Here is a 17,682-nt window from a genome sequence, read left to right on the forward strand (position 1 = left end):
ATGGCACCCCCTCGTTTTCTTAATAACAATATTAAAACGCTTTCAATAGTAAAAATAGTTTTTGTAAGTTTTGTAATTGATTTTGTAATTAAAAAAAGTATAAGCGACTTATATTAAGTCGCTTATACGTAAAACTCTATTTTATTTTGGTCAATACATCTTAATTTACTCACCGGTCTCCCTACATGTTGATACACCATTTCGTTTTCTAACACTCCAATTTCTGTCAAAAACATTACATACTTTCGAATAGAAACTCTTGAAACACCAACTAATTGCGCCATTTCATCTGTTGTAAACGCTCGTCCATTCAACGACTCGATCTTCTTCCAAATTAATTGCATCGTTTGCTTCGTTAATCCTTTCGGAAGCTCTTTCATGACAGTAGGTTCTCTTTTTTCTTTTTGCAAAATTAACGAATCTAATTCCGATTGACTAATTTTTTGTTGTTCTTTCATGAAAGTAAGTTTTTCTCGATATATAGTTAATGCTTCTTTAAATCGTTCAAATGTAAATGGTTTAATTAAATAATCTACTACGCCATATTGTAATGCTTTTTTAATACTCCCCATATCATGTACAGCTGAAATCATCATAATATCGATTTCTTTTTCTTGGTTCCGAATATACATTAAAAGCTCAAATCCAGTCTCTTCAGGCATAAAAATATCAAGTAATACTAAATCTACTCGTGATTCCTCTAATACTTCTATCGCCGATTTTACCAAATTCACTGCTTGAACAAGTTCAAATCCTCCTACTTGCTCTAAATAATGCTTATTTAGCATTGCTACCATCGGGTCATCTTCTACAATTAAAACTTTAATCATATTTGCCTCTCATCCCTACCTTTAGGTATTTCAATTGTTATCGTTGTTCCCTTACCTACTAATGAATGCATATGAATTTCCCCATTTATTCGCTGTATACTTTCTTTTACAAGATACAAACCATAACCGCGGTTATCTCCCTTTGTGGAATAACCTTTCGTAAATAATTCCTCTATTTCTTTTTCTTGTATACCTTTTCCCGTATCTTGTACTGTAATAGTTAGTATATCCCCATGTTTTATCTTAACTTCAACTCGCTTCTTTTCACAATTCGTAACTGCCTCTAATGCATTATCAATTAAATTTCCGACAATCGTAATAAGTTCATGAGTAATACTTTCATCATCTATTTCCGGCATATAAGAATCTTCACTTATAATTAATTTTATATTTTTCTCTCTAGCATAGCTGAGCTTCCCGAGTAAAAAACCAGCAAATACTGGACTTTTTATTCTTTTCATAACTCCACCAATTTCATATTGATGCTCTGATACCATGCCGCTTATATACTTCTGTAATTCTTCATACTGCTTCATATGTGTAAGCCCTAATACGACATGCATCTTATTCATAAACTCATGAGATTGTGCCCGTAATGCTTCTGCATATAGTCTAATACCAGTTAGTTCCTCTGCTAGTTTTCTAATCTCTGTTTTATCACGAAATGTTGCAATTGCACCAACTATTTCTCCTTTTACATATAAAGGAACTCGATTCGTCACAATCGTAATTCCATAAATATTTTGTTCTTCGTTTAATTGTACTTCTCCCGTTTGCAATACTTCTTTTATACGTGAATTTGGCATATACAACTCAACATCTTTACCGATAAAATCTTCTTCAAGTCCGCTTTTTTTAAATAGACGTTTCGCTTCATTATTAATTAATGTTACTCTAGCCTCTTTATCTACAGCAATAATACCTTCCTTTACAGATTGTAGCATCGTATTTCTTTCTTCAAGAATTTTTGCTATCCTGTGCGGCTCAAGACCGAATAAACTTTTCTTTATATGTCTAGCTAGCAATATTGCTCCTATAATTCCGACTAATACACCAACTCCGACACCAATATAAATGATATGTCTACTTTCCTTAACTCTCTCTTTTACATTATCTGCTGAAATACCAACAGCCACAGCTCCAAGTTGTTCACCTGTTTCAGAAAATATTGGTACAAACACTCGCATGGAAATACCTAAAGTTCCTTCTGCTAACGATACATGTTCTTTTCCTTTCAATGCAGGCCCTTCATCTCCCCCAATAAAATGATGCCCTATTTTTTGAGGATTTGGATGTGACTTTCTTATTCCATTCATGTCCATAACTACAATAAACTGAACACCTGTGTTTTGTAATATTCTATTTGTATACGTTTGGATTGCAGAGGTATCTGCTTTCCCAACCAAACCATCGATTACAATCGAATCATTCGCCACAATGTGTGCAATTGTTTTTGCCTTCTCTGCTTGGCTATCCTCCGTCGTCCGTTCTACATTATGACTAATTAATATATCTGTCACAAGTAAAGAAAAAATTACAACTGTACAAACTAACAATGTAATTGTTTTCCATAAATTCCATAGTCTTCTTCTTTTTTTCATCCCGTTAATGACTCCCCTAATTGCTGAATAGAAAAATAAGTAAGGTGATATTATTTTCACCTTACTTATCTGCTGTTATTATACTTTAAATTTACTAGTCATCGCTTGTAGTTCTTCTGCCATCTCAGCTAAGTTTTGCGAAGCTGAACTAATTTCCTCCATGGAATTAACCTGTTCTTCTGTTGAAGCTGCAACACTTTGCATACTAGCTGTATTTTCTTCTGCAGCAGCTGCAATTTCATCAATAGCATTTGTCACTTCATTTGCATCTCCAGCAATTCTCTTCGTTGTTTCTACCATTTGATTAACTTGAGAAACAATATGTGTAGTAGAACTTAAAATTTCCGTAAAACTTACTTTCGTTTTTGTTACAACATCAAGGCCCTGTTGAACTTCTCCATTCACATTATCCATCGCCTTAACAGTATGTTCAATATCCGCCTTAATTTCTGCAATTAAATTTGCAATCTCTCCAGATGACTCTCCTGATTGCTCTGCTAATTTTCTAACCTCATCTGCTACAATAGCAAATCCTCGTCCCTGTTCACCTGCTCTTGCTGCTTCAATAGCCGCATTTAAAGCTAATAAGTTTGTTTGAGTTGCGATGTTTTGAATTGCTTCAGAAATAGCTCCTACTTGCTTTGATTTCTCATCAAGCAGTTTAATAATAGCATCTGACTCGGATACCGACCTAGAAATAGACTGCATTTGTTTTGCAGTTTGTTCAACTAAATCTTCTCCCTCTTCAGCTCTTTCTCGCGCATGTAATGAGGAAATAGAAATTGACTCTGCGCTTCCAGTTACATCTTGAATTGCTGTATTTACTTGTTGCAATGTAGCCGCACCTTCTTCAACACCTTGACTTTGTGATTCAGCCCCACCTGATACTTGTTCCATTGCAATTGTAATTTGATCTGTCGCATCATTTGCTTGCTGTACGCTCGCTGTTAACTCTTCTGCCGATGCTGCAACATGTTCTGCTGAAAAGCTAATTTGGGTAATAACATCTTGTAAAGACGTAGACATTTCATTAAATGAATTCCCTAATTTCCCTATGTCATCCTTGGAATGGATTGTAATTTTCTCTGTTAAATCTCCCTTACTAATTTTATATGCCGATTCAGCTATTTTTCGTAATGGCCTTGTAATAGACTTTGTAATGAAATAAATTAATATACTACCAAATGCAATAGCGATAGCAATGACAATCAAAGTCTTATAAAACACTGGACTGGCAGCTTGGGTAATTTCTTCATCGAACATAACTCCAACTACTTTCCAGCCCGTTTTCTCATTTGTTGCAAAGATTAAATTCTTTTTATCATCTTGTTCTGTATAAGACACATTTCCTTGTTTATCTTCATAAATTGGTTTAATCCAAGGATCAGTAACTTTTGCACCTGGTTTTCTAGATGGATGACTAACAATTTGCTTATTTTGATCTAAAATAACTGCATAACCTTTTTCACCAATGTTAATCATTTTGGAAATTTTTAAGATGTTATCTAAGTTTAAATTAATTCCTATAACACCTTTACCATCTTTTACTTCTTTCGCAATCGTCACTACCATATTTTTTGTAGATGCTGACTGATATGGCGCAGTAACAATTACTTTCCCTTTATTTTCATGTGCTTCTTTATACCAAGATCTATCTGTTGGATTATACCCATCAGCCATTTGAATAAATGGTTCTCTTATAAACTTTCCCGTCTCTGTTCCAATATAAATACCTTCTACTTCTGGATGAAGCTTTATATATTGTGCTAACTTCGTTCTTACTATTTCTTCTTGTCCATTTGGATATGTATCCTCTGTTAAGATGTCTGCAAAGTACGTCGCATCAACAAATTTCTCTTCTATATTTTGAGAAATAACAGTATTTAAAATCGAAATATTCTCCTTTGCTTTATCTGTCATTTGATGTTCAAAATTTGTTTTGGCAGTTTGATATGAAACACCACCGATAATAATTCCTGGTATAGTTAAAATAATAAAAAATGAAATGATTAATTTTTTATTGATACTCATACATTTAACCCAGTTAAATATTTTTTGCATAATAAGCCTCCTTTATGTAATGTGGATACTTGTGTCATTTTATACAATTAACATATATAAAACAATATATAATGATAACATGTAATTTTTTCGTCAATTATGCATTTTTGCATATTCACTCCTTATACGTATTTTAATCATAAAAATAAGAGAACTTTAGCATTATATATACTAAAGTTCTCTCATTTCTTAACAGCTTCTACTCTACAAAACTTCTCTTATAATCCTCAAATCTTTACCCTTCGCCTTATAGTCATATTACTAAAACTCTTCGTCCTAATTTATTTGGCGCTCTTTACATAACTAATTGCCTGACTTCCCATTTGTACCCATGCCTGTTCAAAGGTTTCTCTCGGTACTTTTACATCTAAGCTATCCTCAAGTGGATCTCGAATATATACAGATTCCTGATCATATCCAATAAGTACAACACAATGTTCATTATACGTAATAGAAACATCTCCACTATTTGTTTCCCATGTAGTAAATTCATCTTCATCTAACGGTACAAATGTTGCATTCGTAATCATAACTACCGGTTGTCCTGCTTTTACACTCTTATAAATTTCCTCTATATTCTTCCCTGTTAAGTCTACAGCTTTATTAGGTAAATATTTTTCCGCTAACTGAAAAAGTGGCCCATGATATACACCATATCCCGATTCAGAAAATGTATAAATATTACCTACAAATCCTTCATTCGGATTCCCGCGCACACCATCATCTATAAAATCAACTTTTTTTATTTCATTTGCTAATGTCATCTTATCCACTGAAACACCAGCGTATTGTAACATCATCGCTAAGCTTGTCACTTCACAGCCTCTATCCAATTCTGGTAACTGCCGAATTAAGGGAACATTTGATAAGATGACTTTTTCATCGTTATTACTAAACTCCGTTTCTTTTCCTCTTTGTATATTTGAGAATGTAAACTTCTCTATATACTTTGGAATTCCATTTGTATATACACTCCATATTACTGCACCTAGTAAAGCTATACATATATACCACTTCAATTTTCTTATCGCTTTCACGTCCTTATTAATTCGTTAAATAAGAATAAAATGCGTCAGCATCCGTTCGTATCATCGGTACAAAATTTAGTTCTTTTCCTTTTTCAGGCTGATCTTTTTTTATCTTTTCCGCTAACTCTTGAATATTCATATTCATTTTATCCATATTAAGCTCATCTGCCATTTGTAGCACCTTTTGTTCATTAATTTCTCTTAATATTTGATATATATCTTTACCATACAAATCAATATGATATTTTTTTGCTTCTTCCTGTACTTTTTGTTCGTACACTTCTTGTGCTAACTCTTCAATTTCTTTTCCTTTTTGAGAAATGTCTAACTTTCCTGCTTCTTCTCTTACTTTCTTTCCGTAGATTTCTTCCGCGATGTCTTCGATTTCTTTTCCATCTGTCGAAATACCTAATTTATCTGCTTCATCTTTAATTTTAATCGCATTAATTTGAGTAATTAAATCTACAATTGATGTATTCTCTATAGATATACCTAGCTTTAACGCTTCTTGCTTTACTTTTGTTTCATAGATTTCTTCTGACAGCATCCCAACATCTTTTCCTTCAATCGATATGCCTAACTGCTCTGCTTCCCTTCCTACTTCTGTTTCATGAATTTCTTTTTCTAGTGTAATTTGTTCTTTTCCTTCCGTTTCAATACCTAGTTTCTCTGCTTTTTCTTCTGTATGCACTGCATGTATCTTACCATTGTTCAATTGTTCTTTACTGCGCTGCGTGTAATCTGTCTTTCCTTTTTGTGTTTCAGAAGGAGAGGCACCCCCTAATATACTTAAACTCATTACTCCAATAGTGAATACCGTTATCATTTTCTTTTTCAAAATTAATTCCTCCCTCTTATACTTTCTTTCCCATCATTCCCCTAGTTTTTTTAATACTATACATACATCTCATCGCTGCTTGAGATAACATTATGATTGATAAACCCCACTCACATACACCTAATCTCTTCTTCATGTAACGAACTTTCTTTATGCCATACATAATATAAATAGTTTCTTAACTTTCCCTTAAAAAAAGACGACCTTGTAAAAACAAGGTCGTCTTCTTACTTATATTTTTTGGTTTTTAGGGAAAATCACTTCAAAACAAGTGCCATCTCCCCATTTGCTCTCTACTGATATTTTTCCGTAATGCTTTTCTACAATCCAATTTGCGATTGAAAGACCTAATCCAGCTCCTTCTGACGTACTTCTTGCTTTATCCCCTTGATAAAAACGATTAAATAATTTCGGAATATCTTCTTCTTTCACTCCTATCCCGTCATCTTTCACCTGTATGCGAATTGAACTACTCGTTTGCGTACAATCAATTTGAATATGCCCACCTTCGTTTGTATACTTCATCGCATTATCTAACAGTATGACCATCATTTGATGAATCCGCTCTCTATCAGCCATAAAAGATACACCACGTTCTACTTTTAGCATCATTTCTTTTTCTTGATAAGAAGCAATCTCTTTATATGGAGCTACTATTTCTTCTAACAATTTATCAAGTTCAAATGTTTTCTTATCCATCTCAATTTGATTAGAATCAGAACGTGCTAGCAATAATAAATTACTAACGAGTTTCGATAACCGCCTACATTCTTTTGAAATTGTAGAAATATCCATCGCTTTTTCTTCTATCGTAGCGGATGGTGACTGGAATAAAACATCCGTTTTTGATTGAATAACTGCAAGTGGTGTCCTGAGTTCATGTGATGCATCAGAAACGAATTGTTGCTGTTTCTCCCATGAACTTTGAATAGGTACAAGTGCTCTACCAGCTAGGAAAAAGCCAATACCTATCGCACAGAGGCTTCCTATGCTACAACCTATAACGAGAATTAAAAATAAAGTATTTAACATTCCTTCTTCCGCTGTTATATCTCGCACGATTTGAACTATTTCTCCATCTTTTTGAAGCGAAAATGCTCTAAAATATCGTCCTTGTACTTCAATATCTTGTAACTCCTCTAATTTTTCGGGAGAAAAACTTTCCAAATTCTCTTCAAAAATAGAACGGAATTTACGGTTATCGCCCTCTATTTTCACTATTTTCCCATTCCAAGTTATTCTAGTTACTCGCGGATCTCCAATTTGGATATTCTCCATGCGTTTTCTTGGTGGTACTTTAACATCTAATTTTTCTCTATACTGAGCTATCATTTTTATAGATTGATCTACTTCACTATAAATACGCTTGTATGTGTACGAATAAATAATACTGCCTAATACGCCTATCAAAATGATAAATACTAACGAATTTATTATAGTCAATCGAATGCGCGTCTTCTGAAACATGCTTCCCTTTTTCATTGTTCTTTTAATATGTATCCAATACCTCGAACGGTTTGAATATCTTTCTGATAACCGAATGGCTCTAATTTTTTACGTAAATGATGCACATACACTTCTACAATCGCTACTGTCGTATCTGAATCAAATCCCCAGACGCGATCAAAAATTTGTTCACGCATTAAAATCTTTCCGCTATTTTGAACAAGGTACTCTAGAAGCTCATATTGTTTTAATGATAACTTCATACCTTTTCCATCTACTTGAACATCTTTATCTTTTCCGAACAATTCAATGCCTTTATAGCGAATTGTTTGCTGCGTTGTTAAACTACCACTTCTGCGTAGTAAAGCACGAATTCTCGCTTTTAATTCAGGGGCCTGAAATGGCTTAACAATATAGTCATCTCCACCAAAGTCCAATCCCTTCACCCGATCTTCTAAAGAATCTCTCGCTGTCAAAAACAGGACTGGTGTTTCAATCTTTTCATCTCGTATTTTTTGAATCACTTCAAATCCGTCCATCCCTGGCATCATCACATCCAGCAAAATTGCATCATATATATTTTGAAGAGCTAAAAACAATCCATCTTCTCCATTTATTGCCGTATCTACTTCAAATTCATCACGTAAAATTTGTACGATAGACTCTAATAACGAAGCATTATCTTCTACTACAAGTAAACGCATGCTCTCACCTTCCATCAAATAGTTCAATTCTATTTATTATTACATTTCTTCTCTTCATAACAAAAGAATGTAGTTACATTACGTAATTTCATTTTTAACTATTTCCTTCTAAAATTTTGAAGTTTTATTATAAAAACTTTGTCTTAAATTTAGCTTAATAAAAAATTGAAAGAAATAAGATTCCTCTTATCTCTTTCAATTTTTTATTACATATACCTTTTTACTCGGCAACTCTAAACAATTTAGCTGACCGCCATACACAGCCCCGCCATCAATCCCAATAATACGATTACTACCAAAATACACTCCGCAATCCTCACTACCATGAAGCGTTTTTGTTTCCGTATGCCCAAATACAATAACCTTTTCACCGCTATATCCATTATGAAATTCATTACGGATCCACATTAATGTATATGGTTCAGATTCAGAAACTCGTTTCATCGGTTCAACCCCAGCATGTACAAATATATACTCTTCTGTTTCAATGTAATGATCTAATTCTTGAATAAACTTTATATGTTCCTCTAATACACGAGAGTGTAAAATCGGTTTTTGGAAGTCTTTCTCATTAACCGCAATATCTTCTTCTACAAATCCATAGCTATATAATGTCTTATCTCCACCATTTCTTTTTACCCAATGGTTCCATGAACGTTCCTCATTTGTCCTTAACGCCTTAATCATCATATCTTCATGATTTCCTTTTAAAATGAGTGCTCCCTCTTTTTTCAATTCTCTTACCTTTTCAATTACAGCACGCGCATTTGGACCACGATCTACATAATCTCCCAGTAAGATTAATTGATCCTGTTTCGCATCATATTGAGCTTCTTCCAATAAATGTTCGAACTTTTCTATCTCTCCATGAATATCACTAATAACAAGAATTCTTTTCATATTATCCCCCCTCTTTCTAATTATAGTTCAAAACGACAGAAAGTTCAGAATTAAAATCAAGCATTAACGGGCAGTAAGCCCCCCACTGATTACAGTTTCACTTTATTACAAACTAAACTATTATCCTTACAACAATGTAAGTCTCTTGTCATCCAATTCGATAGTTGTAATTACTGTATTTCCTTATACTGAGAGTAAGAAATGAAACAAAAAATAAGGAGAGATGAGAGATGAAAAAAGTAATGGAAGTTGTAGTAGCGGTAGTAGAGGTTTTCGTAAATGGTAAACAAGTCGCAATGGAGTTAAATAAATAATGAAAAGGACAACATTCACTCTAGACCCTTTACTCATATAAAAGAGATAAGACTTCATCATTTCTTTGATCCCTTATCTCCCTATAAAGAAAGCCGTATCCCTTTTAAGGATACGGCTTTCTCTTATTTTTGACTCGTACGAGCTGAAACGCTAATTGCTCTATCTGTTGCTTTGGCAGCTTCATCTAACGCTTCTTTACTATTCTTCCCGTCATACATCGCTTCTAATGCTTTTACAACTGCATCTCGTGATTCTGGGAATACACTAATTAAAGCCCCTTGTGTTGCTGGAGATTGCTTCGTCGTTTGCAATTGATCTACTGTTACTTTCAACTGTGGATATTTTTCATATTGCTCTTTTACTAATGGCTCATTATATGCATCTGGATTAATTGAGAAATAACCTGTTGCAGTATGCCATTTTGCTTGTACGTCTGGCTTCGTTAAATATTTCATAAAGTCCCAAGCACCTTGTTGCGTTTCTTCTGAAACCATATTCGTCATCCATAATGATGCTCCACCAATAACAACACCATTTTGTTTCGAATCCTCAGGATACGGAATATATGAAACACCTACATTAAACTTAGATGCATCGATTAAATCACGAACACCTGCTGAAGAATCTAAATACATAGCAACTTGTCCAGATTGGAACGCGGCACGAATATCATCCCAACTTGCTCCATACTTTCCAAGTGCGCCAGCTTTATTTAAATCATCTAACATTCCAAATACTTTCTGTCCTTCTTTACCGTTAAATACCGCCTTCTTTGCAGCATCTTTACGGCCGTTTTCGTTATCTACATATAAAGCACCTTGTGTCGCTAACAATTCTTCAAAGAACCAACCGTAGTTAAGCATGGAGAATCCATATTGTTTTACATTTCCGCCTTCTTTAATCGTTAACTTTTTCGCTGCTTCTTGTAATTCCGCATATGTTTTTGGAGCTTTCTCTGGATCTAAGCCCGCCTTTGCAAAAGCATCTTTATTATAAATTAATACTGGTGTAGATGAATTAAATGGCATAGAATACATTTTTCCATCAACTGAATAATAATTTGTAATTGCTTTTTCTAATTTTGACGTATCGTACTTATCTTTTTTTATCCAGCTATCAATTGGTGTGATTTTTTTGCTATCAATCATATATTTCGTTGTAATTTCACTCGATTGAACAAGAGCTGGCGCTTCTTTCGTTGCAGACATCGTTCTAAATTTCGTTAAAGACTCTTCATATGTCCCTTGGAACTCTGCCTTTATCTCATATTTATTTTGCGACTTATTATAGTCTGCAACAAGACCATCTAATACTCCTTGTGTTTTTCCACCCATCGCATGCCAGAAGCGAATTACAGTTTTATCACCATTTTTTTCAACAGGTGCTACTTTTGCCTGTACTTCAGGTTTTCCCTCTGTTTTACTATTTGAACAAGCTGCACTAGATAATGCCATTGTTGCTACCATTAATAGAGCAGCACCTTTTTTAACTAGACTCATTTAAATCTCACCTTCTCTTAGTTATTTAATTGCACCTTTTGTTAATCCTTGTTGTAATTGCTTTTGCCCTAAAAATAGTAAAATCAATGTTGGAATAACGATAACCGTAACACCGGCCATTACGCTTCCCCAATCAGTTGCAACTTCTTGAGACTGAAGCTGCTTTACACCGATTTGCACTGTTCTTACTTTTTCATCAGTGGTCACTAAAAGTGGCCATAAATACATATTCCATGTTGTTAAAAAGCTATATACTCCAAGCGTAATAAAACTCGTTTTACAATACGGTATTACAACGCTGAATAAAAATCTTATATTTCCAATCCCTTCAATAAAAGCAGCTTCTTTCAGTTCATTCGGGAGTGTCATAAAATGTTGACGTAACAAGAAAATACCGAAAGCTGTTGCAAAAAACGGCACTGTCATCCCGGCGAAACTATTGATCCAGCCAAAGTTTTGAATCGTTAAAAAGTTAGGCACCATCGTTGCTTCCCACGGAATAAGCATCGTTGAAATAAACAGGAAGAAAATTAAGTTTCTCCCTTTAAACTGAAGAAAAACAAAAGCATAAGCTGCTAAACTTGATACGATAAGTTGTCCAATCATAACGACTGTCGATACAATTAAACTGTTATATAAGTATGTAAAAAGCGGTACTTTTTGAAAAATATTAATGAAATTATCAAAAGTAAACTGGGTCGGAAATAACCTTCTCATTTGAATATCGTCTGGTGTCATAAAGCTTATTAAAAATGCATACAGTACAGGAAAAAATACCATCACTGCACTAATAATGAGTAGCATGTATAATAGGAAATTTTGTTTCCACTGTTTAACAATCATTTATAATGCACCTTTCTCTCAGCAAACTTAAATTGAAGTAATGTAGCAACGAAAATGAAAACAAATAATACCATCGCTTGTGCACTTGCTGTTCCAAATTGATGATTCACAAACGCCTCTTTGTAAATCGAGTACACAATTAAATTCGTTGCATCATTTGGTCCACCGTGCGTTAAAATATCAATTTGTCCAAAGCTTTGGAACGCACTAATTAATGTTACTGTTACAATAAAAAATAAAGTTGGTGATAGCATCGGTAATGTAACACGGCGAAGCTTATATAAATAACTAGCACCATCTATAGATGCACTCTCATATAAAGACGTATCAATATTTTGTAAACCACCTAATATAACTAAAAATGCAAAACCTGTATTCACCCAAACTGTTGTAACTGATACAGAGAATAGTGCCCAGTCCGGACTCGTTAACCATGCGATTGCAGGAAGGTTCATAGAGGCTAATATATTATTAAATAATCCTACACTTGGATGAAATAAAAATAGCCAAATCACTGCACTAGCAGCTACTGATATTCCCATCGTCGAAGAAAACAGAACTCGGAATAACCCAATACCTCTTACCTTTCCATTTGCAATCAATGCAAGAAACAAAGCAAATATAATACTCGTAGGAACTGTATATAAAACAAATAATAAAGTTGATTTTATACTTTTGTAGAAGGCTGGATCAGAGAATAAATATTGATAATTTTCTAAGCCAACGAAAAGATTAGCTTCTCCATGTATATCGGTTAAATAAAAACTATAATAAATCGTCCTAAACAATGGATAGAACAGAAAAATCGAAAATAGCAAAATAGATGGCGCCAAAAACAATAATCCTATTCTTAAATCTTTCGTTCTCTCCCATAATTTTTTCTTTTTTGACACCTTTGTTTGAACTGGTAACTTACTTACTTCGATCATTATTTCGCCACCACTTTCAACTCTTCTTCACCTACCACTTTTAAGCGTTCATTCGTGTTTTCGTTAAAGAAGCATAACTTTTCTTGCGAGAATAATAATTTTACTTTGTCACCTTTGTTCAGGAGTAACTGTCCGATAACTTTCGCACTCCAAGTTGTTCCATTTACCGCAAAGTTCAATATAGATTCATTCCCTAATACTTCTACAGATTGCAACGTCACTTCTTGTCCCTCCTCAGACAGTGCAATATGCTCAGGGCGCATGCCTATGCGAATTGTTCCTTCTGGTAATTGCTTTAACTGTCTAATAGATAATGGAATTTGCAATTGTCCTATATGTAATACACCTTTTTCTTTATTTACTTCCCCATCATTTATATTCATAGAAGGAGAACCTATAAAGCTTGCAACAAATTCGTTTGCTGGTTCGTTATATATGTTAAGTGGTGTTCCAACTTGCTGTATACTTCCTTTATTTAAAACCATGATACGATCACCCATAGTCATCGCTTCTATTTGATCGTGGGTAACGTAAATCATCGTAATTCCTAATCGCTGCTGAATTTCTCTAATTTCAATTCTCATTTGCGCACGTAATTTCGCATCCAAATTCGAAAGTGGTTCATCCATTAAACAGATTGGCGCTTGACTCACAATTGCCCTGGCAAGTGCAACACGCTGTCTTTGTCCGCCTGATAATTGGCCTGGTTTCATTTTCACATACTCTTTCAGTCCTACCATTTCAATAGCTTCCATTAATCGCTTTTGTCGCTCTTCTTTTTGTACTTTTCTTACCTTAAGTCCAAATAAAATATTTTCTTCTACAGATAAGTGTGGATATAATGCATAATTTTGAAATACCATTGATAGATTACGGTCTTTCGGCTCTAGATCATTTGCAACACGTTCATTAATAATTAAATCTCCTGAAGAAATCTCTTCTAAGCCAGCGATCATTCGTAATAATGTGCTTTTCCCGCATCCCGAAGGTCCAACTAAAACAAAAAATTCACCCTTCTTAATATGAACCGATACGCCTTTAACCGCTGTCTCTTCTGCATTTTTATATACCTTTGAAACATTTTTCAATTCAATCACAAGGTTGCACTCCTTTTTTCTTCTTGTATCCATACTTCATAATGACTTGTTGAAATCGCACTTGCTCCTGCACGAATTGCAATTTCCGCATCTTCTCGCGTTTGAATCAGCCCTCCTGCAATAATAGGAAACTCTATTTCCTCTACTAGCTGCTTAATAATAGAAGGCATAATCCCCGGCATAATCTCTACTGCATTTGGTTTAGTCGTTTTACAATTTTCAATTGATTTAGTAAGAGATAAAGTATCTACAATAAAAATACGTTGAATTGTTTTCAATCCAATTTTATTAGCATTTCGAATTGTTGAACCCTTTGTTGAAATAATACCTTGTGCCCCGATAACATCTTGAATATACAAAAGCGCTTCCTCTGTATTCGTATTTAAGCCTTGTATAAAATCACAATGAAGAAATACATCATGTTCATGTTTCTGCAATTCATATACACGCTCTGGTAATTCCAGCATTGAACCAGTCATAAGAAAAACTGTTTTCGGCAATTTTTTGTATGCTTTGTATCCTTTCCAATCCTTTATCATCGCAATATAAGGTTCTTTAAACATTTATTCCACCTAACTGTTCTATTTTTATCCAAACTAAAAACACCTACTTACATAGAACGCCTTTCTCCTTATTTGAACTCTAAGGAATAGAGCACACCTAAGAAAGTGGCACATTATATGTAAGTGGGTGTTCTCAAATGTTCTCTACCCTAGTTATTTTGTTACCTTTACTATATTACGCATTTATTAAGTCAGTTTTGATAGATTGTTAATTAGGTGTTAATCGAATGTTAATATTCACCATATCATTATTTACATTAATCTAGATATTAAAATATAAATAAATAGAACGAAACAATACTTAAAATTCAATCAATATGTAAATTCATTCCATAGTTAATGATTTTTAGTTTGCTTGCCACTGCTTGCAAACTAAAGTTATCCCAAGCAGTACTATAAAGTGGAATGCGCCTTTTCTCTTGTATTGATATGGCCCAGGCTGTAACAACATCAGTACCATATCCGTTCCCTTGAAACTCCGCTAAAGTTTCCACACTTGCCTCAGCAGCTACGGGCGTACTTCTGGCACTGCAACAAACAGAAACTACTTTTTCATTTTTTACAATTGCCAAATAAGGTTGCCTCCTTATTTACTCCATTTACCATCCATTCATAATCTATTTTTCATGTTCAAAATAAAAATCCCATTCAAATACACATTACTGAATCCATCATACTAACTGATTTCTTCATTCTGTCTATCTAAATGGGATTATTTTTCGTTTTTTACTCTACTGGTTGTTGTGGCTGTACTACTTCATTCGCTCCAGCTACCCTCAACATATTTACAATATCTTTAAAACCTCTTTTTTCAGCGTATTGCAGTGGCGTCAGATGTTCCTTGTTAGCCATGTTTACATCTGCACCGTGATCAATAAGTAATTGAATTACTTTCTTATGGTTTTCACTACCATTTCCTAATACAATTGCTTCTAATAACGCTGTTCCACCACGTTCATTTTTATAATTCACATCAATATCTGTATGCTCTAATAATTCTTTAACAACCTCTACATGGCCACGCTCAGATGCAGAAATAAGTGCTGTCCCACCTGACCTAGTCGTTTCTTTCGTATTAACTCCTGCATTAATTAATACTTTTACAATATCCGTATATCCTTCTCTACTTGCATAAAGAAGTGGATTACTTTTTTTCTCATCTTTAATTTCAATATTAGCACCTGCACCAATTAATGCTTTAACTGTCTCTACATGATTTTGGTACGTCGCTGCAAGGACAGGCGTTTCTCCGTTGTCACCTTCTACGTTTATATTCGCTCCATCCTGAATCAACTTCATAGCTGTCTCTGTGTCTCCAAGAGTAGCTGAAAGTAACAACTGTTTGTCCATTAAATTTATACTTTTCTCTTCTTTAGATTCTTCCTGTTCTTTATGCTTATCTTTTTTCTTCTCATTTTTCACATGAACCGGTTTCGATTCTGGTTCTTCTTGCTTATCGCAAGCCACTACCGTCATTAAAAGTCCTAATAAAATACATAATAAAATTTTTTGTTTTCTCACAACTACAGCTCCTATGAAAGATAATGTTTTCTTAACCATTCCTCCATCACATACAATAACTCTTCTTGAGTACATTTATCCATAAGCCCTTTAGATTCCTTCTTTAATCGGATTATCTTAAGCTTATACTATGTTTCTCAACCTATTGAAATGATACGCCTGATGGCCCCATCATTAACATTATGAAGCAATTAGTTTAGCACGTTTTTACCGCATTTGTATACATTTCTAAAAAGTACATAAATGATTGCTTTAGGTTACTATATTCCATTGTAACCGTTCTGCTAAAAATTTTACACCTTTTCTATATTTGCACCTGAGTAATAATAGAAAAAGACAACTACATAGTTGTCTTTTTCTATTAATGATGTCCACCATGATTTCCTGCTTTCGGTTTCCCCATCATCTCTTTATTCATTTCCCATTTATGCTCTGCTAGCTCTTTATACGAAAGAACTTTCCCCTTATAGTTAGATACAAAGCTCTCTGCATCTTTTTTATTTTTAAATGAAATGACATTATAAGCCATCGGTGTCGTTATTGTTTTATCATATACGTAAGTAGCGTCTTCTAACGAAATCCAATCTTTCGAATCATAATCTCGGACAAATTTCTCTTTCGTCTTTTCATCTGAGTTGATCTCCATCCATTTATACATACAACCGATATCATCAAACTTTAACGCTTTTCCATTTTCTAAAATAATTTCTGTTGCAAATTGATTATCTGTTACCCCAATTTGGCAAATATCACATTTATCATGTTTCTCATCAATGGAAACAGCTGCTGTTTCCTTTTTCCCACACCCGACTACCGTAAATACGAAACATAAACATATAGCAAGTACGACATATTTTACTTTCATCAATATTCCTCCCTAGAAACCGTATACTCCACGAAAAGAATACCAAAAGGTTGTGTGAGATTTGTGAAAAAACAATGTGCTTTTTGTAATATAGGAAACAAAAAAAGATGTGTAGTTATTTCTACACATCTTTCATCACTCGCAACCTGTAATTAACAAATCATCTTCTAATTTAACTAATAATGTATCCGCACTAATTTCCTGTCCAACTTCTACATTTACCAATCTTATATTTCCACTAATCCCGACTGCAATTTTTTTAAGCTCACCGTCATTTTTTCGGATCATCAGTAATTTTTCCCATTCATATACGTAAGAAGATTCATTAATAAAAATCTCCTCTACTTTTCCTTCATAAGAGCTATAAATCTCTTCAATTCTCGTTTTCATATAACATCTACTCCCTATTTCACACTTCACTATTTTCATCTTATTCTACCATTCTTACGAGAAGCAGCTTACTTTTTAAAAATTCAAATTAACTACCGTGAACAAAATGAACAAAATAAAAATTATGCTTCTAATGATGTTATTTTTCAAATTATTTACCATTTGAATAGATGCTTTTATTATAAATAAAAAACCTTTTTCTGAATTTTTATTCTATTTTGAAAGCGCAATCATTCTTTTGAGGGGGAAATT

The 17,682-nt window shown here is 33.9% G+C and carries 16 protein-coding genes and 2 pseudogenes; all 18 read right to left on the reverse strand.

The window, feature by feature from the left end; translation table 11 throughout:
• Positions 1–122: 122 nt before the first annotated feature.
• A complete protein-coding gene (locus MR136_RS25205; protein WP_078420939.1) occupies positions 123–830 on the reverse strand; it encodes a response regulator in 708 nt (235 codons plus the stop codon).
• Complete coding sequence (locus MR136_RS25210) at positions 827–2,431, reverse strand: sensor histidine kinase (protein WP_242259660.1); 1,605 nt, start codon at positions 2,429–2,431, stop codon at positions 827–829. Before MR136_RS25210 ends, MR136_RS25205 begins: the two co-directional genes overlap by 4 nt.
• A gap of 78 nt (positions 2,432–2,509) precedes the next feature.
• A complete protein-coding gene (locus tag MR136_RS28800; protein WP_433846465.1) occupies positions 2,510–3,457 on the reverse strand; it encodes a methyl-accepting chemotaxis protein in 948 nt (315 codons plus the stop codon).
• Positions 3,449–4,492, reverse strand: a pseudogene (locus MR136_RS28805) (HAMP domain-containing protein); the annotation flags it as partial. The gene MR136_RS28800 and the pseudogene MR136_RS28805, both read right to left, overlap by 9 nt.
• 281 nt (positions 4,493–4,773) lie before the next feature.
• Entirely contained in the window at positions 4,774–5,529 is a 756-nt protein-coding gene (locus tag MR136_RS25220; RefSeq protein WP_242259662.1) for a C39 family peptidase, read from the reverse strand.
• Positions 5,530–5,536: 7 nt separating this feature from the next.
• Positions 5,537–6,358, reverse strand: coding sequence for a hypothetical protein (locus MR136_RS25225; RefSeq protein WP_017674240.1), 822 nt, complete (start codon positions 6,356–6,358; stop codon positions 5,537–5,539).
• Between the two features lie 231 nt (positions 6,359–6,589).
• A complete protein-coding gene (locus tag MR136_RS25230; RefSeq protein ID WP_305037709.1) occupies positions 6,590–7,840 on the reverse strand; it encodes a sensor histidine kinase in 1,251 nt (416 codons plus the stop codon).
• Positions 7,837–8,508, reverse strand: a complete 672-nt coding sequence (locus MR136_RS25235) for a response regulator transcription factor (protein WP_001238621.1) — start codon at positions 8,506–8,508, stop codon at positions 7,837–7,839. The genes MR136_RS25230 and MR136_RS25235 overlap by 4 nt, the downstream gene beginning before the upstream one ends.
• Before the next feature lie 195 nt (positions 8,509–8,703).
• A complete protein-coding gene (locus MR136_RS25240) occupies positions 8,704–9,408 on the reverse strand; it encodes a metallophosphoesterase family protein (protein WP_017674238.1) in 705 nt (234 codons plus the stop codon).
• A gap of 437 nt (positions 9,409–9,845) precedes the next feature.
• Positions 9,846–11,222 carry an ABC transporter substrate-binding protein gene (locus tag MR136_RS25245; protein WP_017674237.1) on the reverse strand — a complete coding sequence of 459 codons (1,377 nt, stop codon included), beginning with the start codon at positions 11,220–11,222 and terminating at the stop codon, positions 9,846–9,848.
• A gap of 21 nt (positions 11,223–11,243) precedes the next feature.
• Entirely contained in the window at positions 11,244–12,065 is an 822-nt protein-coding gene (locus MR136_RS25250; protein WP_000635946.1) for a carbohydrate ABC transporter permease, read from the reverse strand.
• Positions 12,062–12,994: a carbohydrate ABC transporter permease gene (locus MR136_RS25255; protein ID WP_000573797.1), complete on the reverse strand. Its 933-nt coding sequence runs from the start codon at positions 12,992–12,994 to the stop codon at positions 12,062–12,064. Before MR136_RS25255 ends, MR136_RS25250 begins: the two co-directional genes overlap by 4 nt.
• Positions 12,994–14,091: an ABC transporter ATP-binding protein gene (locus MR136_RS25260; RefSeq protein WP_000571391.1), complete on the reverse strand. Its 1,098-nt coding sequence runs from the start codon at positions 14,089–14,091 to the stop codon at positions 12,994–12,996. Before MR136_RS25260 ends, MR136_RS25255 begins: the two co-directional genes overlap by 1 nt.
• Positions 14,088–14,654, reverse strand: a complete 567-nt coding sequence (locus tag MR136_RS25265) for a glycerol-3-phosphate responsive antiterminator (protein ID WP_006925062.1) — start codon at positions 14,652–14,654, stop codon at positions 14,088–14,090. Before MR136_RS25265 ends, MR136_RS25260 begins: the two co-directional genes overlap by 4 nt.
• Before the next feature lie 308 nt (positions 14,655–14,962).
• Positions 14,963–15,238 (reverse strand): annotated as a pseudogene (locus MR136_RS25270) (GNAT family N-acetyltransferase); the annotation flags it as partial.
• Positions 15,239–15,380: 142 nt separating this feature from the next.
• Positions 15,381–16,250: an ankyrin repeat domain-containing protein gene (locus tag MR136_RS25275; protein ID WP_017674236.1), complete on the reverse strand. Its 870-nt coding sequence runs from the start codon at positions 16,248–16,250 to the stop codon at positions 15,381–15,383.
• A gap of 286 nt (positions 16,251–16,536) precedes the next feature.
• Entirely contained in the window at positions 16,537–17,040 is a 504-nt protein-coding gene (locus MR136_RS25280; RefSeq protein ID WP_017674235.1) for a nitrous oxide reductase accessory protein NosL, read from the reverse strand.
• A gap of 135 nt (positions 17,041–17,175) precedes the next feature.
• The gene (locus MR136_RS25285) at positions 17,176–17,430 is read right to left on the reverse strand and encodes a hypothetical protein (RefSeq protein ID WP_000857376.1); all 255 of its coding nucleotides are present in this window, start codon (positions 17,428–17,430) and stop codon (positions 17,176–17,178) included.
• Positions 17,431–17,682: the final 252 nt, after the last annotated feature.

This window comes from Bacillus cereus group sp. BfR-BA-01311, from assembly GCF_022664295.1.
GTDB lineage: Bacteria > Bacillota > Bacilli > Bacillales > Bacillaceae_G > Bacillus_A > Bacillus_A cereus.